Origin of the sequence: Mycobacterium szulgai, from assembly GCF_002116635.1 — a bacterium.
In the GTDB taxonomy this organism is placed as follows: domain Bacteria; phylum Actinomycetota; class Actinomycetes; order Mycobacteriales; family Mycobacteriaceae; genus Mycobacterium; species Mycobacterium szulgai.
The window spans coordinates 1-22,594 of the sequence record NZ_LQPW01000168.1 but is presented as its reverse complement, the minus strand read 5'-3'; the positions used below and the strand labels follow the sequence as shown (position 1 = coordinate 22,594).

Genomic DNA, 22,594 nt, shown 5'->3' with positions numbered 1-22,594 from the left:
GCCCCGGGCCGCCTTGGTGATATCGCCTGCGATATCGCATTTGAAACGGTATACATGGTCCGAACCGGCGCCTTCCCGGGCACGACACCTCTTCAGAAGCGATATCGCAGGCGATATCACCCCCCGGCGCCATCTCCTTTAGGGGCTACCGCCGTTCCAGCCACTCGGCCAGGAAACGCCCGGCTTCGAGAACATGGCGTTCGGCGACCGCGCGGGCACGTTCGGCATCCTTGGTGCCGAACGCGTCCAGCAACTCCTCGTGCTCGTCGAGCGAATGCTTCTCGTGGTCGGGAAACACGGTGAGGAAGTTGGTGGGCACCACCCGGGCGGCTTGCCTGATTTGGGTCAGCAGCCGCGGGGAGTGGGCGGCGCGGTGGATGCGTTGATGGAAAAGCCAGTTCGCCTCCCCGATGCTGTCGTCCCCGGACCGGGCGACGACGTCGGCCGCGAGTTCACGCAGCGTGGCCAGCTCGTCGGGCTCGATACGCTCGGCCGCCCAGGCGGCGGCCTGTCCGGTGAGGACCCCGAGAATGGTGAAGCTGTCCAGCACGTCGGACGGACTGATGCCGATGACGGTGATGCCGCTGCGCGGCGCGACCTTGACCAAGCCTTCGAAGGACAGCTCCAATAACGCCTCGCGAACCGGGGTGCGGCTGGTGGCGAACTCTTCGGTGATGGCGTCGAGGTCGATGCGGGACCCGGCCGGCAGGGCGCCGGTGAGGATGCGGTCCCGGAGTTCGCGGGCGGCACGCTCGCGCACGGTTCCGGAGATGTCGATCCCGGGTCGTGTCGTCACCGGCGCAGCATATCAAACAGAAGACCTCACATTTGATATCTGAAATATCAGATGTTAGTTTCGGAATATGTCTCAGCGGCGAAACGACAAGATGTCCCTGGTGGCGTTCATGCAGGCCGGCAGCACCTCTGTGTACGCGGGGTCGTGGCGGCACCCCGCCACAGAACACGGGTATCTGGACGCCTCTTATTACGCGAAGATCGGCCGGCAGCTCGAGGAGGGCTGCTTCGACCTGATGTTCTTCGACGACCGGCTTGCCATGCCGGGCGTCTACGGAGGATCGGTGGCCGAGGCGGTGTTCCACGGCGCCCGCCCGGTCAAGCTGGACCTTGGTGTGGTGCTGGGGGTGCTGGCGCAAGCCACGTCGAAGATCGGGCTCGGCGCGACGTATTCGACGACGTATTACGCCCCGTTCCACGTGGCGAGGACGTTCGCGACGCTGGACCATCTGTCCCGGGGACGGGCCGCCTGGAACGTGGTCACTTCCGTCAACGACAGCGAGGCGCAGAACTTCGGCGTCAAGGCCCACCTGGGCCACGACGAACGCTACGATCGCGCCGACGAATTCATGGACGTGGTGACCGGCCTGTGGGACACGTGGGAGGACGGCGCGATCCGGCACGACCGGGTGTCCGGTCAATACGCCGACCCGGACAAGGTGCACGAGCTGGGACACGAAGGCCAGTACTTTTCGTCGCGCGGACCGCTGACCGTGCCGCGCACCCCGCAGGGCCGGCCGGTCATCATTCAGGCCGGCTCGTCCGGCCGCGGGCGCGAATTCGCTTCGCGCTGGGCCGAATTGATCTTCACCGGCGATCCCGGCCTGGAAGTCGCACGCAACCACTATGCCGACCAGAAGGCCCGCATCGCTGAAGCCGGCCGCGATCCCGGCTCGGTGCGGATCTGTCCGATGGCCTATGCGGTCGTGGGTGAATCCGAGGCGCACGCCAAGGAACGCGAAGCGATGTTCCTCAACGACCTGGTGCATCCGATGGCTTCGCTGACGCTTTTGTCGGAGTTGATGAATTACGATTTCGCCCAACATGATCTGGACGACCCGGTGACCGATGAGCTGATCGCGTCGGTCTCGGGCATCCGTGGGCTGGTGCAGAATCTGCGCGCCCATATCGGGGGGGACACAGTGACGGTGCGAGACCTGGCCGGCCACCGCGCCACCTTATTGCAGGGCCCAAGGTTCGTCGGTACCGGCGAGCAGGTCGCCGACCAGATGGCGGATTGGTTCGAGGGTGGCGCCTGCGACGGATTCGTCTTGGCCGCAACGCATTTGCCGGGCGCATTCGAAGATGTGGTGCGCATGGTGGTCCCCGAACTACAGCGCCGCGGGTTGTTCCGCACCGAGTATGAATCGTCGACGTTGCGGGACCACCTTGGGCTGCAGAGGCCTTCGAACATGCGGGAGCGCGTTGGTGCGGATGCTTGACGGCCTGCGGGTGCTCGACCTCGCCACCTTGGCGGCGGCTCCGTTGGTAGCGACGTATCTGGGCGAGTTCGGTGCCGACGTGATCAAGGTCGAAGAACCCCGATACGGCGACCCGATCCGCGGCTGGGGCAACCAGCGTGACGGCATCGGATTGATGTGGAAGTCGATCTCGCGCAATAAGCGATCGGTGACCCTGGATCTGCGGCGTGCCGAAGGTCAAGAACTGGTCCGCGGGCTGGTGCGGCACGCCGACGTAGCCATCTTCAACACCCGGCCGCAGACCTTGCGCGGCTGGGGCCTGGATTACGAAAGCCTGCATGCGGTCAACGAGCGAATCGTGGTGCTGCACATCACCGGATACGGGTTGACCGGGCCCAAGAGTGAACGCCCAGGGTTCGGCACCCTCGGGGAGGCAATGAGCGGCTTCGCCCATATCACCGGGCAGGCCGGCGGGCCCCCGACGCTGCCGCCGTTCATGCTCGCCGACGGGGTCGCGTCGCTGAATGCCGCGTATGCGGTGATGATGGCGCTGTATCACCGCGACGTGCACGGCGGCCCAGGACAGCTCATCGACGTCAACCTCATCGACCCGTTGGCGCGGCTACTGGAGCAGACGCTGTTGGGCTACGACCAATTGGGGCTGGTGCCCGAGCGATCCGGCAATAGGTGGGACATCTCGGCGCCGCGCAACACCTATCGAACGTCGGATGGCCGGTGGCTGGCCATGTCCGGTAGTTCGCCGGCATTGGCGCTGCGGGTGTTCAAGGCGATCGGCAGGGCCGATCTACTGGCCGACGCCGACTTCTCCGACCCCCAGCGGCGTCTGGCCCGGGCGCTCGAGGTCGACACGGTCGTTGCGGATTGGGTTGCCGGCAAGACACTTTCGGAAGCCATGGCGGTGTTCGAAGCGCACGAAGTCGCGGCCGCCCCGGTGTATGACATCAGCGATCTGGTGGCCGATGAGCAGCTGGCCCATCGCGGGGTGTTCGTGCCGGTCGCCGACGAACAGCTCGGAACGATGACGGTACAGGCACCGGTGCCGCGCTTCTCTTGTGCGGATGGGACGGTAGGGCATCTGGGCCCGCGTCTGGGTGAACACAACGCCGCGGTGTACGGCGAGCTACTCGGATTGACCGTCGAAGATATCGACGACCTACGCGCCCGCGGCGTGGTGTGACGGAAAGGATTGGCGGTGACAGACCTGTTGCGTCGCTCCGAGCTGGCCGTACCCGCAAGCAATGACAACATGTTCGACAAGGCCGCGGCGTGTGGGGCCGATCTGGTGTTCCTCGACCTCGAAGACGCGGTACCCGTGGCGATCAAAGTGCAATCGCGGGCCAAGGCGATCGCCGCCCTCAACGACATCGACTGGGGCACCACGGCTCGCGCGGTGCGCATCAACGGCCTGGACACCCAGTGGTGTCACGACGATCTCATCGAGGTGGTGACCAAGGCCGGGGCGAACCTAGATACGGTCATCATCCCGAAGGCACGTACCGCGCGTGATGTCTGGTGGGTCGACGTGCTGCTCACCCAGCTGGAGTCAAAGCTGGGGCTGGACAATACCATTCGACTCGAGGTCCTGATTGAAGAAGTCGAGGGCCTGGCCAATGCGGAGACGATCGCGGTGGCAAGTCCCCGATTGGATGCCTTGATCTTCGGGGTGGGCGACTTCTCCCTGTCCCAGGGCGCCCGGGTGGACACCAACTTCGTTCCGCTGGGCGAGTATCCCGGCGACTTCTGGCATTACGCGCGCAACAAGGTCATCGTCGCCGCGCGGATCGCGGGTATCGACGCAATCGATGCGCCCTATCCGGACTACCGCGATCTGGCCGGATACGAGCGGGACGCCCGGCGGGCGTCGTTGCTCGGCTACACCGGCAAGTGGGCGATCCACCCATCGCAGGTTCCCGTCGCCAATGAGGTCTATTCGCCGACTGCCGACGAAATCGCTTTGGCGCAGCGAAATCTAGCTGCCTACCGCGAAGCCGAGGCCAAAGGCCGCGGCACGGTCGGTGTCAACGGCGTGCTGGTGGACGCCGCGCACGTGAAGATGGCGCAGGAGACGCTGGCCCGGGCGGCGTTGATCAACCGAGGGTGAACTCGGCGTACTCGCGATAGGAGACCGGATGCCCAGGGTGGCGATACTCGACGACTACGCCGGTGTGGCCCTGGAGCTGGCCGATTGGTCGGCAGTACAGAGCAGATCAGAGGTCACGGTTTTCGACCGCCACCTCTGCGAAGCCGAGGCCGCAGACGTGCTGCGGCCGTTCGACGTCCTGTGCACCATGCGCGAGCGGATGGCTTTTCCGCGCAGCCTCATTGAGCGATTGCCGGTCCTCAAGCTGGTCACCATCGTCGGCCAGAAGCTGCCCAACTTGGATATGGCAGCCGCCACCGAGTGCGGTGTCCTGGTCGCGCACACGAATTTCGCCCACCCGCGATTCCGGTCCATCGGTGACGCGACACCGGAATTCGCGTGGGGGTTATTGATCGCAACGGTGCGCAATCTCGCCGAAGAGCACCGGCGGATGCGGGCGGGCGGTTGGCAGTCCAGCACCGGAATGACACTGTCGGGCAAGACACTTGGGCTGCTCGGTCTCGGCCGGGTCGGCAGACGCATGGCCGAATACGCCAAAGCATTTGGTATGGAGGTTATTGCGTGGAGCCAGAACCTTACCGAGGAGGCCGCTGCGGCAGCCGGTGCCCGCCGGGTCGAGAAGGCAGCGCTGTTCGAAGAAGCCGACGTGGTTTCCGTTCACCTGGTGCTCTCCGAGCGCACGCGAGGTCTGGTCGGCGCACAGGAGCTGGCCGTGATGAAGCCGCACGCATATTTGATCAACACGTCGCGCGGCCCAATCGTCGATGAGGCCGCGCTGATCGCCACGCTACGGAGTGGGGGCATCGCCGGCGCCGGCTTGGATGTGTTCGACGTCGAACCTGCGCCGCCGGACCATCCGCTGCGGTCGCTGCCGAACGTGACGTTGAGCCCCCACCTGGGTTATGTCACCCGCGAGATGCTGGGCGCCTTCTACGCCGACACCGTGGAAGCGGTGACGGCCTGGCTGGACGGCAAGCCGGTGCGGATCGCCAATCCCGGTGCGCTACAACACTAGAACGGCCACGCAGCGACCCGATTACCGGAAGCAACCGATCCCGCCGTCGACGTTAATGGTCTGCCCGGTGATGAATGTCGCATCCGCGCCTAGCAGAAATGCCACCAGCGCACCCACGTCGGTGCGTACGTCGCCGATGCGTTTCATCGGCACACGGCGTACCGCCTTCGCGTAGTCGTCGGGCGCGTACTGCTTCCACATTTTGACGCCGTCGGATTCGGCGAACGGGCAGATCACGTTGACTCGGATGTTGTCGCGGCCCCATTCCAGGGCGGCCACCTTGGACAGCCCACGGATGCCTTCCTTGGCCGCCGCGTAACCGCCCCACTTGGGTTCGCCGCCGGTGCCGGTTCCCGATCCGAGGTTCACGACCGACCCGCCGCCCGCCTCGACCAGGACCGGGTGCACGGCCTGCATCAGCAGGAAGGTCGCTCGCGGACCGACGTCGTAACCCAGTGCCAGGTCTTCGGTGGTGATGTCGACGAACGCCTTGGGCTCGTTGGTGGCGATGGCGTTGTTGACCAGGCCGTGCACCGTACCGAAGGCGTCGACGGCAGCCGCCACGATGCGCTGGGCGCTGTCCGGGTCACGCAGGTCGGCGGTCAGTTGCTCGGCATGGCCGCACGTCCGCAATTCGGCGGTGGTAGCGCTCAGTTTTTCGTCGAGGATGTCCACCAGCAGAACCGCCGCGCCGCGTTCGAGCAGCGCGGCGGCGATCCCCTTGCCCACACCTTGGGCGGCCCCGGTGACGATTGCGACCTGGCCGCGCAGCGAATCAGGGTGTGAGTACGTCATCGCGCCAGACCCGGCGCCGGGCGTCCGGCGAATAGCGGCAGATCCAGGTATGTCTTGATGCCCGGCTCGGCGGCACAGACGTCGGGAATGGCATTGACGCAGTGATTTGCCGTCGCCACCACGCCCGGATTTCGTTGCAGCCCTTCGGTGATCGAGGGCGGCTGCAAGCCCTTGAAGGTGAGGCTCACGGTGGGATCGCCGGTGATCTCGACCTCGAAGCGTTCACCGCGACCACCGAAATTCCAGGCCGGTTCCAGGTCGGCTTCACCCATCAGCCAGTTGACCGCCGCGGTGATCACCGGTTCGCCGTCGGCCAGGGCTTGCCAGCGGAACCGGCGCGCGGCCACGGTGCCCGCGGTGATCGGGAATGGGTCGTAGTCGATGTCGGCTGTTGCCACCGCGATTTCCTGGCTGGTTCTGATGTTGGGTTCGATACGAAAACCCATGTGGTCGGCGATCATTCGCACCGACATCTTGAAGCCCGATTCGAGCAGGGTTGCCATGGGTCCTTGCCTGGCTTCCTCCGGGGTGCCGCCGAACCCCATGATGTGCCGCACCACGTCCGGCGCGTTGTAGGTGCGGATGTCGGAGAACTCCTCGGCGCGCACGTGCGTGATTGCCGACGACAGCGACGACACCATGAGCGGGAAGCGTTCGGTGATGCCGCCGGGGTGGATGCCCGAGCCATGCAGGGTCACCCCACCCTCGACTGCGGCGTCGGAGATCGCCTTGACCGCAGGGTTGCCCAGGTCCGGATAAACCCAGCCGACCGGGGTCACCACGTTCTTCCCGGACCGCAGAATCGCCACGACCTCTTCGTCTTTGGGGACCAGCGGGCTGTACACCACGCAATCGGCATCCAGCGCCAACACCTCGTCGGCGCTGGTGCTCGCGGTCACGCCGAGCGGCGCCGCGCCAATGATCCGGCCGACGTCGACGCCGTGCTTGTCGGCGCTGTGTACCCAGCAGCCGGCCAGCTCCAGCTGCGGGTGATTGAGCACGCATTGGATCGCGGCCTTGCCCACACCCCCCGTCGCCCACTGGATGACACGAAGCCTGGCGGGGTTACCCATCGTGACCTCCTTGCTTGCTTAGCGCGAGCGTAACGCCACCGCGAAAAACAAACGCGAATCTCGCCGTGGCGTTACGCTCGCGACACTGGGGATACTGGGGAGGCACTGTGTATCGAACAATCATCACCGCGCTGGCGGTCGTCTTTGCCGGCGCTTGGCTGGGGGTCCCGCAGGCCGCCGCCGACAACCCGGTCTGTACATCGACCTGGTGTTCCTTCCTGGCTCCCTCGCACAACCTGGGCTGCGAGATCAACTACCACCGCGGCAGTGGCATAGGCGATGAAACGTATTGTCAGACCGACTCGCCGCCGCAATCGGTGCGGATGGCCACCGACGGATCGTTCAAGACCTGCACGGGCGAGACCTGCCTGGGCAACGCGGGCCAAGGAACCCCGACCCTGGCCTACGGCATGACCGCCGGGCTCGGCCCGTTCAATTGCCGGTCGGAACCCAGCGGGGTCACCTGTACCGTCACGGGAGGCCGCGGCTTCACGATCTCCACCGCAGGCGTCACACCGGTCGGCTAGCGCTGTCCTCAACTGTCAAAAATTTGTCCTCTGCTGTCAAGACGATTGAGCTGGTGCTGCGGCACTGTGGGTAGTACCGCCCCGGACAGAGGAGTTCGGGGGAGAACCCGAACAGGACGCACCCATGAACTCCAGCAGCCTCGAACACGTCGACGTGTTGATCGTTGGTGCCGGCATCTCGGGCATCGGCGCTGCCCACTACCTGCAGACCATGCAGCCCGCCAAGACATTTGCGATCGTTGAGGCACGCGACGACATCGGCGGCACCTGGGACCTGTTCCGCTATCCGGGAATTCGCTCCGATTCCGATCTGCACACGTTCAGCTATGAGTTCAAGGCCTGGGAGGACGACAAGGCGATCGCCAGTGCCGACGCCATCATGTCCTACCTGCGTGAGACGGTTGCGCAGGACGGCATCAGGGAGGCAATAAGGTTCGGGCACAAGGTGATCGCGGCGGAATGGCACACTCAGGACGCCCGGTGGCTGGTCGAGATCGAGCGTCAAGACACCGGCGAGCACCTGACGATGAGCTGCGGATGGTTCTTCTGCGCCAGCGGCTACTACCGCTACGACGAGGGCTTCACCCCGGAATTCCCTGGCCGCGAACGGTTTACCGGGCAGATCGTGCACCCGCAGCACTGGCCCGAGGACCTGGACTACCGCGGTAAGCGGGTGGTGATCATCGGCAGCGGCGCGACCGCGGTCACGCTGATGCCCGCCATGGCCGAGACCGCCGGGCATGTGACTATGCTGCAGCGCTCGCCGACTTACATCGTGCCGGTGCCATCCGAGGACCGCATCGCCAACGCCCTGCCCAAGCTGGTCGGCCGTGACCGGGCTTTCGCACTTACCCGCCGCAAGAACATCCTCAAACAACGGGTGGTCTGGCGGTTGTGCCAGCAGTATCCCGGGGCCGCACGCCGGCTGATCCGCCACCTCAACGCCAAGCAGCTGCCGGCCGGCTATCCGGTCGACGAGCACTTCCGGCCCGCCTACAACCCGTGGGATCAGCGCCTGTGTGCCGTGCCGGATGCCGATATGTTCCGGGCCATCCGCGATGGCCGGGCGTCGGTGGTCACCGACCGAATCGACACCTTCACCGAAACGGGCATCCGGTTGCAATCGGGAGAGGAACTTAGGGCCGACATCATCGTCACCGCGACGGGTCTGAACCTGCTGGCCTTCGGCGGCATCGAGCTTTCCGTGGACGGCGTCGCGGTCAAAGTCTCGGAAAAGGTTGCCTTCAAAGGCTTTCTGCTCAGCGATGTGCCCAACTTCGCCTATGTCTTCGGCTACACCAATTCGTCATGGACGCTGAAAGTCGGCCTGGTGTGTGAACATTTCTGCCGGCTGTTGGCACACATGGACGCGCACGGCCACACGATCTGCTATCCGCAACTGCCCGAATCGATGCCCACGCGGCCGCTACTGGAAATCACCTCCGGTTATGCCAGGCGAGCCGCCGGCCAATTGCCGCACCAGGGGACCGAAGGGCCATGGCGAACCTGCATGGACTACCGAGCGGATCGAAAGATGTTGCGCGAGGGGCCGGTCGACGACGACCGCCTGCGTTTCACCAACTCAGCCGATCTACCTGAACCGGCGTTGGCAGGGTAGCACCGGCTAACTCACAAGGAGCACACGATGGAATTGATGTCACCGGTCGACGCGCTGTTCTTGTCCGCAGAATCGCGTGAGCATCCGCTGCATGTCGGCTCGTTGCAGCTGTTCGAGCCGCCGGTGGGTGCCGGACGCGGCTTCGTCCGCGAAACGCACCGGGCGATGCTGGAATGCACCGACGTCTCGCCCCTGTTTCGCAAGCGGCCCAGTTCCTTTCGTGGCGCGCTGACCAACGTCGGTTGGTCCACCGACGACGACGTAGACCTCGGTTACCACGTGCGGCGGTCCGCACTGCCGGCGCCGGGACGGGTACGCGAGTTACTGGAGCTGACTTCGCGGCTGCATTCCAACCTGCTCGACCGGCATCGTCCACTGTGGGAAACACACGTGATCGAAGGCCTGCGCGACGGACGCTTCGCGATCTATTCCAAGATCCATCACGCCTTGGTCGACGGGGTTTCCGGGCTCGCGCTGATGCGGCAGTCGCTACCCACCGAACCCACCGACCGGGATTTCCGGGCGACGTGGTCGCCGGTGCCGCCAGTGGCGACCACGCAAGGGAAGCGAAACGTACTGCAGCAGGTGGGCGGCGTGCTGGGATCTGTTGCCGGGCTTGCTCCTTCGACGTTACGACTCGCCCGCGCCGCGCTACTGGAGCAGCAGTTGACGCTGCCCTTCGGCGCACCGCGCACCATGCTGAACGTTCCGGTCGGGGGAGCGCGGCGGTGCGCCGCCGAGTCGTGGGAGCTGGACCGGGTCCAGTGGGTCAAAGACGCGGCCGGAGTGAGCCTCAACGACGTCGTGCTGGCGATGTGTGCCGGCGCGTTGCGTACCTATCTCGACGAATACGACGCACTGCCGGACGCACCGCTGGTGGCCATGGTCCCGGTGAGCCTGCGCAACGAGCGAGATGCGCTCGGCGGCAACATGGTTGGGGCTGTGCTGTGCAACCTGGCGACTCACCTCGACGATCCGGCGCAGCGTCTTGAGGCGATCCACAATTCGATGCGCGACAACAAGAAGGTGCTGGCCCAATTGCCCCGGGCGCAAGCGCTGGCGCTCTCGATGGCATTGCTGAGCCCGGCTGCGATCAATGTGCTGCCCGGACTGGCCAAGGCGACTCCGCCGCCGTTCAACGTATGCATCTCCAATGTGCCCGGGGTGCGTGAGCCGCGCTACTTCAACGGCGCCCGGCTGGTCGGCAACTACCCGATGTCGCTGGCGCTCAACGGACAGGCCCTCAACATCACGTTGACCGGTACCGCCGACACCCTGGACTTCGGTGTCGTGGGATGCCGCCGCAGCGTGCCGCACCTGCAACGGGTGCTCAGCCACCTGGAGACGTCGCTGAAGGAACTGGAGCGAGCCGTCGGCCTCTAGCCGCAGCGATGCACGCTGGGTAAATCCTTACGCCAGCGTCATTTTTACCTACGGGACCGTAGCCTTCGGTAACTATTGACAATAGTTACGATCCGTGAGATTTATTTCCCGACATCTGTGCAATAAGCGGCCGCGACCGAAAACCTTCGGGCTTGCGGCCTGGTGAAACGCGTCCAAAGGAGTGTCGGGAATGACGCTGCAAGTAGTTCCGGAAGGTTTGGCCGCGGCCAGTGCTGCGGTGGAAGCGCTGACCATGCGACTGGTCGCGGCGCAAGCCGCGGTGGCGCCCCTCATCACGGCAGTGGTACCGCCAGCGGCGGATCCGGTGTCGCTGCAAACCGCCGCCGAATTCAGTGCCAAAGGCGACGAGCATGTCGCGCTGGTGGCCGAAGGCATCGAAGAGCTTGGCCGATCGGCGGCCGGCGTCGCCGAGTCCGGGGTCAGCTACACCGTCGGCGATGGCGCCGCGGTGGCCTCGTACCTCGCGCTCGGCAGCTGGGTATGACGGCACCCATCTGGGTCGCGTCACCGCCGGAGGTACATTCGGCGTTGCTGGTTTCGGGTCCCGGTCCAGAAGCGCTGCTGGCGTCGGCGGCATCGTGGTCCTCGCTGAGCGCCGAATACGCCTCGACGGCAGCAGAACTCACTGCCGTGTTGGCCGCGGTGCAGGGCGGAGCATGGCAAGGCCTGAGCGCCGAAAGCTATGTTGCGGCGCACCTGCCGTATCTGGCCTGGCTGGCGAAGACCAGTATCGACAGCGCTGCCGTGGCCGCGCAGCAGGAGAGTGCGGCCGCGGCGTATGTCACCGCGCTGGCGGCGATGCCGACGCTGGCGGAGCTGGCCGCCAACCACGTCACCCATGGGGTGCTGCTGGTGACGAATTTCTTTGGCATCAACACGATTCCGATCGCAATCAATGAAGCAGACTACTTGCGAATGTGGATTCAGGCTGCCACCACCATGAGTGCATATCAGGCGGTTGCGAGTGCGGCGATAGTATCGGCACCGCCAACCGCGCCGGCTCCGCTGATAGTCAAGCCCGGCGTCGGTCCCGCCGCCGACGCGCTGACCACGACGACCCAGTCGGCCCTCGGCGACATCCCGTGGAACTGGATCTGGGAACTCGCCAAGCTCGCACTGGAAATGTACATCGACTTCAACCTGTGGGTCTTGAAGGAAGACGCCCTCTTCCTGCAGGACCCGATCGGCAATCTGATCGCGATGTTCAATGCCTTTACGACCGATCCAATCAGTGCACTGTTCCAATGGGGCCCAATGATTTTCGCGCTGGGCTACACGGTGGTGCAGGGCGGGGCGCCGGCTGAGGCGCTGGTGGCCGGTGTGACGACGGGCGCCGGGGCCGCGTTGGTGGCCGCGTTGCCGCCGGCCCTTGCCCCGCTGGCCACCTCGCTGTTGCAGGCGGCGGGCATATCGGTAGCGGCCGCCCCGGCGGCTGTCGGGGCCGCTGCCGTAAGCTCGGTGACCCCGTTGCCCGCTGCCGCCGCGGTGGTGCCCGCGGCGAGCCTGGTTTCGGCGGTGTCGCCGTCTGCGAGCGGGGCCACCACGGTGGGGTACGCCGGGACCGCCGGCAAGCACAATGCGCAACCCGCCGGTATTTCCGTGCTGGACGGCAACGAGTACAGCGGCCCGACACGGGTGCCGATGTTGCCCGCCACCTGGGAATTCGCCTGATCGTCAACAAAGAAGAAGAGAAACCCACACCGAGAGGATCGCTATGAGTTTGTTGGATGCCCACATTCCGCAATTGGTCGCTTCCCAGTCGGCGTTCGCCGCGAAGGCGGGATTGATGCGGCACACGATCGGACAGGCCGAGCAGTCGGCGATGTCGGCGCAAGCCTTTCACCAAGGTGAGTCCGCCGCGGCGTTCCAGGCCGCGCACGCCCGGTTCGTGGAAGCGGCCACCAAGGTCAACACCTTGCTCGATGTAGCGCAGGCGAACCTCGGCGATGCCGCGGGCACCTATGTGGCCGCCGACGCCGCCGCCGCGTCCTCCTACACCGGCTTCTGAGCCACCTCACCAAACACGAAAGGGCTTGTGATGTCACAGATTATGTACAACTACGCGGCGATGCTTGGCCACGCCGGCGAAATGTCAGGCTACGCAGGCACACTGCAAAGCATGGCGGCCGACATCGCCAGCGAACAGACCGCGTTGTCGAATGCGTGGCAGGGTGACACCGGAATGACATACCAGGGTTGGCAAACTCAGTGGAACCAGGCCACCGAGGACCTGGTGCGGGCCTACCAATCGATGGCCAGCACGCATGAGTCCAACACCCTGGCGATGAACGCCCGCGACATGGCCGAAGCCGCCAAATGGGGCGGGTAGGAAGGCGTCAAGCCTTCGCGACGGTTATCAAAGGGGCCGGCATGCGGGTCTGCACCCGGTAAGCGGCGGGGCCGATGCCAAACCACCTCTTGCATGACCGGGTCAGTACGCTCTGCTCGGCGTAACCCAGTTCCCGGGCCAAGTGCGACAGGCCCATCCCGGTGGTGCGCAGGTAGCGATCGGCGGCATTCCGGCGTACCTCGTCGACCACCGCGGCGAACGTGGTGGCCTCGTCAGCCAGCCTGCGTTGCAGGGTTTTCGGATGTAGATGGAACTGCTCGGCGACCACGTCGAGGGTGGCCGCCCCGGTCGGCAGGAGTTGGCGGACGATGGTGCGCACCGACTCCACGATTCCCGCGCCCAGCGGGGTGATGCTGCTCAGGTAGTCGACGACCGCGCGGTGAGCGATGTCGTCGCGGTTCAGCGGCCGGCTCAGGTCGACCGTACGCACCGTGAAACCGCCGCGGGGTTCGCCGAAGTAGGGCGTGCAGCCGAAGTACTGCAGGTAGCTCACCTCGGGTGTGAGCGGGTCGTGCGGCAGATGCACCGACAGTGGCGCGTAGGTGCTGCCCATGAGCAGGTGAAACACCCCGAGCGAGACGCCCATCGCCAGTTCCAGCGTCTGCGGGTGCGGGATCGGTTCGTCCAGCAGGTACTCGAGTGCGATGAATGAGCGTTCGGGGTCGGCCACCGGGGTGATCTCGATGGAGATCACCGGGCTGTAGGCCGCCATGAAGGTGTTGAAGATCGCCAGCGCGTCGGCCACCGTCGCGGCGGTGCGGGCCGCGACGCCGACCGGGCCGAGGATCTCGATGCTTTGCCGCTGTGCCAGACGGCGGCCGAAATCCGGTGTGGCCGTTGCCGCGGCGGCCGATTCGGCCGCCCTGATCGCCGCGCGGAACGGAACGAATGCGTCGTAGTTGCCAACATCCTGTTCCCGGATGCCGGCCGCGCGCAGCAGCGCGGCCGGGTCGCCGCCGAGCTCTGCTACCAGGCTGGGGTAGTTCGAGAGCGCCGTCCCGCGCACCACCGACATGCAGTTGACCCTCAGCGGAACAAGGTGGCCCTGTCAAGGGCATCACAGCTGGCTGCTACCGCTTTACCAGCACATCGCGATCTAATGTGTGCATGGAGCTGATGATGCCCACCGACTCGATGTTTCTGTTCGCCGAATCACGCGAGCACCCCATGCACGTGGGCGGCTTGTCGTTGTTCCAGCCGCCGGACGGAGCCGACGGTCAGTTCGTGCGGCAGTTCACCGACGCGTTGGTCGCCAATGATGAATTCCAGCCTGTATTCCGTAAGCACCCCGCCACGATCGCCGGCGGGATCGCCCGGGTGGCTTGGGCGTATGACGACGAGATCGACGTCGACTACCACGTGCGCCGATCGGCACTGCCGTCGCCGGGACGCGTTCGTGATCTGCTCGAGCTGAGTTCCCGGTTGCACACCAGCCTGCTGGACCGTCATCGCCCACTGTGGGAACTGCATGTCGTCGAGGGACTCAACGACGGCCGGTTCGCCATGTACACGAAGATGCATCACGCGCTGATCGACGGTGTTTCGGCGGTGAAGCTGATGCAGCGCACGCTGTCGCCGGACCCGGACGACACCGAAGTGCGGGCCATGTGGAGCTTGCCCCGGCCGCCGCGCGAGCCGTCGTCGGGGTCCTCGTCACCGCTGGATATGTTGGCCAAGTTGGCGGGATCTGTTGTGGGACTTGCCCCTTCGACGCTGAGGCTGGCCCGCGGCGCCCTGATCGAACAGCAGCTGACCCTGCCGTTCGCGGCACCGCACACCATGTTCAACGTGAAAATCGGCGGAGCCCGCCGGTGTGCGGCTCAGTCCTGGTCGCTGGATCGCATCAAGAACGTCAAGAGGGCCGCCGGGGTGACCTTCAACGACGCGGTGCTGGCGATGTGTTCCGGTGCGTTGCGTTACTACCTGATCGAGCAGGATGCGCTGCCGGCCACCCCGCTGGTCGCGATGGTTCCGGTAAGCCTGCGTTCGGAGAAGGAGGCCGACGACGGGGGTAATAGGGTCGGCAGCATCCTGTGCAACCTCGCCACCGACGTCGATGACCCGGCGCAACGGATTCAGGTGATCAGTGACTCCATGCGCGGCAACAAGAAGGTGCTCGCCGACCTGCCGCGGCTGCAGGTGCTGGCATTGTCGGCGCTGAACATGATGCCTCTGGCGCTGGCGGGTGTTCCGGGCTTCCTGTCCACCGTGCCGCCGCCGTTCAACATCGTCATCTCCAACGTGCCTGGGCCGTCGCAGCCGCTGTACTACGGCGGCGCCAAGCTCGACGGCAGCTACCCGCTGTCGAACATCCCCGATGGGCAGGCGCTGAACATCACCCTGGTCAACAACGCCGACAGTCTCGATTTCGGACTGGTCGGCTGCCGGCGCAGTGTGCCGCACCTGCAGCGGTTGCTTGCGCACCTGGAGTCGTCGCTGAAGGATTTGGAACAGGCCGTCGGCGTCTGACAACCATGGCCAAACTCAGCGCGGGCCTGCTGCTGTACCGCGGGAGCGCCGCTGGTGCCGTCGAGGTGCTCATCGCGCACCCGGGCGGTCCCTTCTGGGCCCGAAAAGACGACGGCGCCTGGTCAATTCCCAAGGGTGAGTACGGCGACGACGAAGATCCGTGGCTGGCGGCGCAACGTGAGTTCGCCGAGGAGCTCGGGCTGGCGGTGCCCGACGGGCCGCGTATCGATTTGGGCTCGGTGAAGCAGGCCGGCGGCAAGACGGTGACCGCGTTCGCGGTCCGCGGCGACCTCGACATCACCGACGCGCGCAGCAATACGTTCGAAATCGAGTGGCCGAAAGGCTCGGGCAAGCTGCGGGAGTTTCCCGAAGTCGACCGGGTGGGCTGGTTTTCGGTGGCGCAGGCTCACGAGAAGCTACTCAAGGGGCAGCGGCCGTTTCTCGACCGGTTGCAAGTGCACTTGGCGCGCTAGGGATGAACGCGTCGGGTGCGCAGTAGCAATACAATCACCACAGCGACGACGGCAATCACTATCGCGGCCAATACGATGAGCTCGATCGGGATGTCGATGTAGTCGTTTACGACGACCACCTGCCGGAAGGCATCGTCGTTGGGAGCGTTGGCGAAAATGAAATCCGATGTGATTTTCGACGTCTGATAGATGTCGGTCTGGGTCTTGGTCAGATACGCCCCGTGATTGCCGGCGAATTCGCGCAGCAGCGACTCGTGAACGGATTGGCCTATGTTGCCGGCGAACTGGACCGTGGTGGTTTGGCCGCTCACGTCGGCGTCGGTGCGCTGCTGCCGGTGATCGGACAACGTGAAGATGGTGACGTGCTGCGGTTCCTGGGCGGCGACCGAAAGGCGCATCGGATATACCAACTGTGACGACCGGAAGGTGAGTCGCACCGGGTCGAGGCCCCCTTGTATCGGGGCGGCGCTGGTCAGGCGCATCGCGACGAACGCCCATCCGTCGCGCACATAGGGATCCAGCGCCTCGGCCACTTCCGGCCGGATGGCATATCCGTTGTCCGCCAACCACTGCTGCAGACCCGCGAGATCACCGCCGGCCAGTGTGGTGGCCTCCAGCGGTCCCAGGTGCACCTGGTTGATGACCTCCGGGGCCCTGGCCGCCGCCATCGCGCCCTCATGCGCTGCGGAGTAGCGCGCACCCAGCAACATCTTGAGTCGCAAGTGCCGCTGGTGCTGTATGTGCGGCGAGCTGAGTTCCTCGAGTTCGGAGAATGCGGCCTTGTCGCCGGCCGAGACGGTCGCCGGGGTGGGCGTCGGCACCACCAAAGCGACGTTGTCGGTAGAGGTATTCATCGCAACTTGCATCAGGATGTTCTCGGCGGTCCCGTCCCAATGCACCAGCGCGACTTCATGGTTCATCGTTGCCTGCGCGCCTGCCGGAGCGATCGCGGCACCACATGCGCATGCATAGCTCGGCGGCGCCAGGACCATCATGGCGGCCAGGACGACGACAACGATCCCTAAGCGGCCCCCACGACGCATCGCCATTCCGCCGATGCTACGCGGAGGAATGTCGGAGGCCCCGGACTTTGCATCCGGTGTTCTCAGGCGTTCTCAGATAACGCAGGCAAACTGTGCAGATGACGACCTCCCCGAGTGTTCAGGTGGAATCGCAAGCGCTCTTGCAGCAGCTGATGGACCCGGCCAACCGGGCCGACCCGTATCCGGTTTACGCCGAGTTTCGCGAGCACGGGCCGTTTCTGCTGCCGAGCGCCAATCTCGCCGTCTTCTCGGCGTATCGGCACTGCGACGAGGTGCTGCGCCACCACGCGTCCAGCAGCGACCAACTCAATTCCACCGAGGCCCAACGCGCGATCGGCAATGGTGCACAGATACGGCCGCTGGGGCCCCCGGGATTCATATTTCTCGACGCGCCGGACCACACCCGGCTGCGCAGACTGGTCAGCAAGGCGTTCGTACCGAAGGTGGTCAACGCACTGCAACCCGACATCAGCGCACTCGTGGACGGATTGCTGGACCGGGTGGCCGAAAACGGCCAATTCGACGTCATTCGCGACTTCGCCTACCCGCTGCCGGTAGCCGTGATCTGCCGGTTGCTCGGCGTGCCGCTGGAAGACGAGCCGCAATTCAGCCGTGCATCGGGTCAGCTGGCGCAGGCGTTGGACCCATTCGTCTCCTTCAACGGCGAATCGGAGGTCGGTGTCGAAGAGCGACTGCAAGCCGGCCGGTGGTTGCGAAGTTACCTGCGGGACCTGATCGAGCAACGGCGCGCCCGTCCCGGCGACGACCTGATGTCGGCTCTGGTAGCGGTGGAGGAGGCCGGCGACCAGCTGACCACCGAAGAGATCGTGGCCACCTGCCAGCTGCTGCTGATCGCCGGACATGAGACCACGGTGAACCTGATCGCGAACGCCATCTTGGCGCTGTTGCGGCACCGCCCGCAATGGACCGCGCTGGGTGCCGACGCCGGTCGCGCCCCTGCTGTCGTTGAGGAGACAATGCGGTACGACCCGCCGGTGCAGTTGACGAGCCGAATTGCGCTCGAGGACATGACGATTGGGGAACTCACGGTGCCCAAGGGCGACACCATGATGTTGCTGCTGGCCGCCGCGCAGCGCGACGGGACCGAATTCGACCGGCCCGACGTCTTCGACCCGGATCGAGGCGCGATGCGCCACTTGGGATTTGGCCTCGGCGCGCACTATTGCCTGGGCGCTCCGCTGGCGCGGCTGGAAGCGGGCGTCGCGCTGGCGGCAGTGACCGCACGCTTCCCCGACGCGCGGTTACTGGACCACAAGCCACATTACAAACCCAACGTCACCCTGCGCGGGTTAGCGGAGTTGGCGGTCGCGGTGTGATTCGCTCGACCTAGTCTGCCCCGGACCCGTTGTTGCCGGCTACGCGCGGGCCGCCCAGCCTGATCGCCAGCGGTATGGGTGTACCCAACTCGTCGGTGGCTTCCGCGTCGCGATAGGCGCCGACCGTGTACTCACCCTCGGACTCGATGGCGAACGACAGGTCGTAGGTGAAGCAGCGGTACTTCGATGGCTTGTTGTCTTCATCGGGCCAGTCCCAAATCGAGCGGATCGCTCCGCGTCGCTCACCGGTGGGGTCCTTGCAGACGACATAGATCTGCGGGTCGTAGTCGCCACCGGCCGGCGCGTGCACCACCAGGACTACCGGAACCGTCAACCACATGGGGATCTGGTCGACGTCGTAGCTGGTCGTAGGGATTTGGGTGGCGTTAATCGCGGCGCCATCGAGGGTGGCCGTGCCGGCCACGAACAATGCGGCTATATGCATTGCGCCAGCCTAAGGTGTGTCGCGCGAAAAGTGTTCGCATTTGTATTACGGCTTATCGGCATTGTTGCTACCAAGCCCGGGCACGATGTCGTCCAGGCTGAAAGTGACTGGTTGCTCTAGTTGTTCGTAGGTGCACGAGCGTGGTTCGCGGTCGGGACGCCACCTGTTGAACTGGGCGGTGTGCCGAAAGCGCGCGCCTTCCATGTGGTCATAGCGCACCTCGACCACCCGTTCCGGACGCAGCGGCACGAACGAAAGGTCCTTGCCGACGTTCCAGCGGGAGAACTCGTTCTTGCGGGGTGTGCGTTCGCCGGCCTCGTGTGCGGCCCAGTTCCACGGGTGCCCGTCGAAACCGGTGACCAGTGACTGCAGTTCGGTGAACAGCCGGCGCCGTTCGGCCATCGGAAACGCGCCGATCACGCCGACCGATGCGAGTTGGCCGTCATCCTGATAGAGCCCGAGCAGTAGCGAGCCGATCGCGTCATCGCCGGACTTGTGCACCCGGTAGCCGGCCACCACGCAATCGGCGGTGCGCTCGTGCTTGATCTTGAACATCACCCGCTTGTCGGGTTGATAGGTGACCCCCAGCGGTTTGGCGACGACGCCGTCCAGCCCGGCGCCTTCGAACTCGTCGAACCATCGCTGCGCGGTCGCCAGATCGGTGCTTGCGGGCGTGACATGTATCGAACGGCCCGCGTCGTTCAGCGCGTCGACGAGTGCGCAGCGGCGCTCGCTGAACGGGCGGGCGGTGTAGTCGTCGTCCCCGAGGGCGAGCAGGTCGAAGGCGATGAAGGAGGCCGGCGTCTGCTCGGCGAGCAGCCGCACCCGCGAATCGGCGGGGTGGATACGCTGTTGCAGCGCTTCGAAATCCAGCCCGTGGTCGGTGGCGATCACGATCTCGCCGTCGATCACGCAGCGGGGCGGCAGCTCGGCCTTGACCGCGGCGACCAATTCCGGGAAGTAGCGGGTCATCGGCCGTTCGTTGCGGCTGCCCAGCTCCACTTCGTCGCCGTCGCGAAAGCAGATGGACCGGAAGCCATCCCATTTCGGTTCGTACGAAGCATCCGCCGGGATCGTCTTGACCGACTTGGCCAGCATCGGCGAAACCGGCGGCATCACAGGTAAGTCCATTGGTTCATTCTTGCCTGCGACGTGCTGGAATCAGATATGGCCACTGCAGCAGAAGAACTCGACGTCGACGGCATCGCCGTGCGGGTGACCAACCGCGACAAGGTTTACTTCCCCAAGCTTGGTGCCAAAGGCACCAAGGGCCGGCTCGTGGACTACTACCGAGCGGTCGCTGGTGGCCCGATGCTGACCGCGTTAAAGGACCGGCCGACGCACCTGCAGCGCTTCCCCGACGGCATCGACGGCGAGGAGATCTACCAGAAGCGGGTGCCGGCGCATCATCCCGACTATCTGGAAACGTGCCGGGTGACGTTTCCGTCGGGCCGGACCGCCGACGCGCTGAAGGTGACCCACCCGGCGGCGATTGTGTGGGCGGCGCAAATGGGCACGGTGACGCTGCACCCGTGGCAGGTGCGGTGTCCGGACACCGAACATCCCGACGAGTTGCGCATCGATCTGGATCCACAACCCGGCACCGGTTTCGTGGAAGCGCGCGCGGTTGCCGTCGATGTGCTGCGGCCGCTCCTGGACGAACTCGGGCTCGTTGGTTATCCGAAGACGTCCGGCGGTCGTGGGGTACACGTTTTTCTGCGGATCGCCACCGACTGGGATTTCATCCAAGTGCGCCGGGCGGGTATCGCGCTGGCGCGCGAGGTGGAGCGCCGGGCGCCGGAAGCGGTGACCACGTCGTGGTGGAAAGAGGAGCGTGGCGAGCGGATCTTCCTCGACTTCAACCAGAACGCCCGCGACCGGACGATGGCCTCGGCGTATTCGGTGCGCCGTACCCCGATTGCGACGGTGTCGACGCCGCTGACCTGGGCGGAGCTGGCCGGTGCCGACCCCGACGACTACACGATGGCGACGGTTCCCGATCTGGTGGCCAACCGCGAGGATCCGTGGGCGGGCATGGACGACGTGGCTCAGTCAATCGCGCCGTTGCTGGAAATGGTGAAAGCCGACGAAGAGCGCGGGCTTGGCGACATGCCGTATCCGCCGAACTACCCGAAGATGCCTGGCGAACCCAAACGGGTGCAGCCGAGCCGGGACACGGATTTGAAGAGGGAGGACAAGTCGAAGTGACGCAGGGCGGCACCATGCCCTGGCAGTAGCCGGCTGCGCTGAGATGGGCTACGCGGACTGACCGTCGGCCCCGTTGCCTTCGGCGTATCCATTGGTGCTGCCTCCGTGTCCGCCGGCATTGATGCCGGCGCCGGCGGCACCGCCGGCGCCCCCGCTATTCGGATTGCCCTTCCCACCAGGCCCGCCGGCGCCGCCAGCCGCACCATTGATACCCGGGCCACCATCGCCACTACCCGCCGGGGTCTTTACCGAGGCGCCGCCGCCGCCACCACCACCGGTGCCGTCACCGCCCGTCCCGGGTGCGCCACCGGTGTTGAAAAAGGGAGACGCCGGCACACTGGCGGCATCACCGCCCGCGCCGCCATTGCCAGCCAAACCGGTAGTCGAGCTCGACGCGCCACCGCCCCCACCGCCCCCACCGGAGCCTGTAGAACTCAGAGCGACACCGCCCGCCGCGCCACCACCACCAGCCCCGCCCAATCCGCCCGCGGTACCAGTGGGCCCGGCGGCGGCGCCCCCTTCACCGCCACTGCCGCCGTTTCCATAGGCGGTGACTGTCAGATCCGAGATGGTGCCCTTGCCGCCGGCCCCACCAGCGCCGCCGTGGCCGCCCGTGCCGCCAATACCGTTGCCGACGCCGATGCCAGCATTGCCGCCGGCCCCGCCCGCGCCACCGCCGCCACCGCCGCCTCCTACGACTGCAAAATTGTCGAACGAGGAGTCGTAGTTGTTATCGCCGCCGCGCCCGGCGCTCCCGCCGCTGCCGCCGTCGCCGCCACTGCCGTTGGTGCCCCCATTGGGGGTGCCGCCTCCATCGCCGCCGCCACCACCGCGGCCGCCGCTGCCACCGTGCCCGCCGAAGGTGTTTGTGGTGTTACTTCCCTTGCTGCTGTCGCCCCAGCCGCCGTCGCCGCCGTGACCGCCGCTGCCACCGTTTCCGCCGATCCCGCCGCTGCCCGTGCCGGTACCGACATCGCCACCCGCGCCGCCGTGGCCACCGTCGCCGCCAGCCCCGCCGTTCCCGGCAGTGATGCTCGGCGTGTCGTAGCTGTAGCCCCTGCTGCCGTTGCCGCCCTGGCCGCCATTACCGCCACTGCCATGGATTCCGCCATCGCCGGCGCTTCCGCCGTGGCCGCCGGCTCCTCCCGCACCTCCGTTTAAGCCCGGCGCTCCCACTGCGATGACGGTGCCACCGTCAGCCCCGTCGCCGCCATGACCTCCATTGCCGCCCGTTCCCGCGTTGCCGGTTTGTCCGTCGCCCAATCCCAGCATTCCCGCATACCCACCGGCCCCGCCTGCGCCCGCGCTGCCGCCGTTCCCGCCGTTGCCGCCGCTTCCGCCGTTAAGCCCGAAACCGGTGCCGCCGTCTCCGCCGTTGCCGCCGAGACCCCCGGCACCCCCCTGGCCGCCGTCGCCTCCCGAACCGAACAACGCACCGAGACCGAACCATCCCGAATTGGCGCCGCCCACGCCGCCCGCACCGCCGGTCCCGCCGGACC

Annotated in this window: 22 protein-coding genes and 1 pseudogene; 15 read left to right on the top strand and 8 right to left on the bottom strand. The window is 65.9% G+C overall.

Annotation, left to right across the window (positions count from 1 at the left end; translation table 11 throughout):
* Window positions 1-145 precede the first annotated feature (145 nt).
* Entirely contained in the window at window positions 146-796 is a 651-nt protein-coding gene (locus AWC27_RS26815; RefSeq protein WP_085673553.1) for a GntR family transcriptional regulator, read from the bottom strand.
* Between the two features lie 67 nt (window positions 797-863).
* Here AWC27_RS26815 and AWC27_RS26810 point away from each other — a divergent pair, with 67 nt between their 5' ends.
* The 4 genes from AWC27_RS26810 to AWC27_RS26795 are packed head-to-tail and all read left to right on the top strand — an operon-like array spanning window position 864 to window position 5,353.
* Window positions 864-2,237, top strand: a complete 1,374-nt coding sequence (locus AWC27_RS26810) for an LLM class flavin-dependent oxidoreductase (RefSeq protein WP_085673551.1) — start codon at window positions 864-866, stop codon at window positions 2,235-2,237.
* Entirely contained in the window at window positions 2,230-3,414 is a 1,185-nt protein-coding gene (locus AWC27_RS26805; RefSeq protein WP_085673549.1) for a CaiB/BaiF CoA transferase family protein, read from the top strand. The genes AWC27_RS26810 and AWC27_RS26805 overlap by 8 nt, the downstream gene beginning before the upstream one ends.
* A 15-nt stretch (window positions 3,415-3,429) precedes the next feature.
* Window positions 3,430-4,338: an HpcH/HpaI aldolase/citrate lyase family protein gene (locus AWC27_RS26800; protein WP_085673547.1), complete on the top strand. Its 909-nt coding sequence runs from the start codon at window positions 3,430-3,432 to the stop codon at window positions 4,336-4,338.
* 28 nt (window positions 4,339-4,366) lie between these two features.
* Entirely contained in the window at window positions 4,367-5,353 is a 987-nt protein-coding gene (locus AWC27_RS26795) for a D-2-hydroxyacid dehydrogenase family protein (RefSeq protein WP_085673545.1), read from the top strand.
* Window positions 5,354-5,374: 21 nt separating this feature from the next.
* On the opposite strand, the gene AWC27_RS26790 is transcribed toward AWC27_RS26795, so the two are convergent.
* On the bottom strand, window positions 5,375-6,148 hold the full coding sequence (locus tag AWC27_RS26790) for an SDR family NAD(P)-dependent oxidoreductase (protein WP_085673543.1): 774 nt from the start codon (window positions 6,146-6,148) through the stop codon (window positions 5,375-5,377).
* Complete coding sequence (locus tag AWC27_RS26785) at window positions 6,145-7,221, bottom strand: NAD(P)H-dependent amine dehydrogenase family protein (protein WP_085673541.1); 1,077 nt, start codon at window positions 7,219-7,221, stop codon at window positions 6,145-6,147. The genes AWC27_RS26790 and AWC27_RS26785 overlap by 4 nt, the downstream gene beginning before the upstream one ends.
* Before the next feature lie 107 nt (window positions 7,222-7,328).
* Here AWC27_RS26785 and AWC27_RS26780 point away from each other — a divergent pair, with 107 nt between their 5' ends.
* From AWC27_RS26780 to AWC27_RS26750, 7 genes are all read left to right on the top strand, one after another.
* On the top strand, window positions 7,329-7,748 hold the full coding sequence (locus AWC27_RS26780) for a hypothetical protein (protein WP_085673539.1): 420 nt from the start codon (window positions 7,329-7,331) through the stop codon (window positions 7,746-7,748).
* Window positions 7,749-7,872: 124 nt separating this feature from the next.
* A complete protein-coding gene (locus AWC27_RS26775) occupies window positions 7,873-9,366 on the top strand; it encodes a flavin-containing monooxygenase (protein WP_085673537.1) in 1,494 nt (497 codons plus the stop codon).
* Between the two features lie 36 nt (window positions 9,367-9,402).
* The gene (locus AWC27_RS26770) at window positions 9,403-10,749 is read left to right on the top strand and encodes a WS/DGAT/MGAT family O-acyltransferase (RefSeq protein ID WP_139837240.1); all 1,347 of its coding nucleotides are present in this window, start codon (window positions 9,403-9,405) and stop codon (window positions 10,747-10,749) included.
* Between the two features lie 190 nt (window positions 10,750-10,939).
* Window positions 10,940-11,254 carry a PE family protein gene (locus AWC27_RS26765; RefSeq protein ID WP_085673533.1) on the top strand — a complete coding sequence of 105 codons (315 nt, stop codon included), beginning with the start codon at window positions 10,940-10,942 and terminating at the stop codon, window positions 11,252-11,254.
* Complete coding sequence (locus AWC27_RS26760) at window positions 11,251-12,441, top strand: PPE family protein (protein ID WP_085673531.1); 1,191 nt, start codon at window positions 11,251-11,253, stop codon at window positions 12,439-12,441. Before AWC27_RS26765 ends, AWC27_RS26760 begins: the two co-directional genes overlap by 4 nt.
* Before the next feature lie 43 nt (window positions 12,442-12,484).
* A complete protein-coding gene (gene esxG, locus AWC27_RS26755; protein ID WP_083114358.1) occupies window positions 12,485-12,778 on the top strand; it encodes a type VII secretion system protein EsxG in 294 nt (97 codons plus the stop codon).
* 30 nt (window positions 12,779-12,808) lie between these two features.
* On the top strand, window positions 12,809-13,099 hold the full coding sequence (locus tag AWC27_RS26750; protein WP_085673530.1) for a WXG100 family type VII secretion target: 291 nt from the start codon (window positions 12,809-12,811) through the stop codon (window positions 13,097-13,099).
* A 7-nt stretch (window positions 13,100-13,106) separates the two neighbouring features.
* Here the strand turns inward: AWC27_RS26750 and AWC27_RS26745 are convergent, their stop codons facing one another.
* The gene (locus AWC27_RS26745; protein WP_085673528.1) at window positions 13,107-14,135 is read right to left on the bottom strand and encodes an AraC family transcriptional regulator; all 1,029 of its coding nucleotides are present in this window, start codon (window positions 14,133-14,135) and stop codon (window positions 13,107-13,109) included.
* A 92-nt stretch (window positions 14,136-14,227) separates the two neighbouring features.
* Between AWC27_RS26745 and AWC27_RS26740 the strand changes: the two genes are divergently transcribed.
* On the top strand, window positions 14,228-15,589 hold the full coding sequence (locus AWC27_RS26740; RefSeq protein ID WP_085673526.1) for a WS/DGAT/MGAT family O-acyltransferase: 1,362 nt from the start codon (window positions 14,228-14,230) through the stop codon (window positions 15,587-15,589).
* Window positions 15,590-15,594: 5 nt separating this feature from the next.
* Complete coding sequence (locus AWC27_RS26735) at window positions 15,595-16,062, top strand: NUDIX hydrolase (protein WP_085673524.1); 468 nt, start codon at window positions 15,595-15,597, stop codon at window positions 16,060-16,062.
* Here AWC27_RS26735 and AWC27_RS26730 read toward each other — a convergent pair.
* Window positions 16,059-17,111, bottom strand: coding sequence for a DUF2330 domain-containing protein (locus AWC27_RS26730; protein WP_085673522.1), 1,053 nt, complete (start codon window positions 17,109-17,111; stop codon window positions 16,059-16,061). The two genes, AWC27_RS26735 and AWC27_RS26730, sit on opposite strands and share 4 nt — an antisense overlap.
* 92 nt (window positions 17,112-17,203) lie before the next feature.
* On the opposite strand from AWC27_RS26730, the gene AWC27_RS26725 reads away from it, so the two are divergent.
* Entirely contained in the window at window positions 17,204-18,442 is a 1,239-nt protein-coding gene (locus AWC27_RS26725; RefSeq protein ID WP_085673570.1) for a cytochrome P450, read from the top strand.
* Between the two features lie 10 nt (window positions 18,443-18,452).
* Here AWC27_RS26725 and AWC27_RS26720 read toward each other — a convergent pair whose 3' ends face one another.
* A complete protein-coding gene (locus AWC27_RS26720) occupies window positions 18,453-18,887 on the bottom strand; it encodes a hypothetical protein (RefSeq protein ID WP_085673520.1) in 435 nt (144 codons plus the stop codon).
* Between the two features lie 45 nt (window positions 18,888-18,932).
* Window positions 18,933-20,018, bottom strand: a complete 1,086-nt coding sequence (locus AWC27_RS26715) for an ATP-dependent DNA ligase (protein ID WP_085673518.1) — start codon at window positions 20,016-20,018, stop codon at window positions 18,933-18,935.
* A gap of 36 nt (window positions 20,019-20,054) precedes the next feature.
* Between AWC27_RS26715 and AWC27_RS26710 the strand changes: the two genes are divergently transcribed.
* A complete protein-coding gene (locus tag AWC27_RS26710) occupies window positions 20,055-21,095 on the top strand; it encodes a DNA polymerase domain-containing protein (RefSeq protein ID WP_085673516.1) in 1,041 nt (346 codons plus the stop codon).
* A 48-nt stretch (window positions 21,096-21,143) separates the two neighbouring features.
* On the opposite strand, the pseudogene AWC27_RS31375 reads toward AWC27_RS26710, so the two are convergent.
* A pseudogene (locus tag AWC27_RS31375) lies at window positions 21,144-22,594 on the bottom strand (PE family protein); the annotation flags it as partial.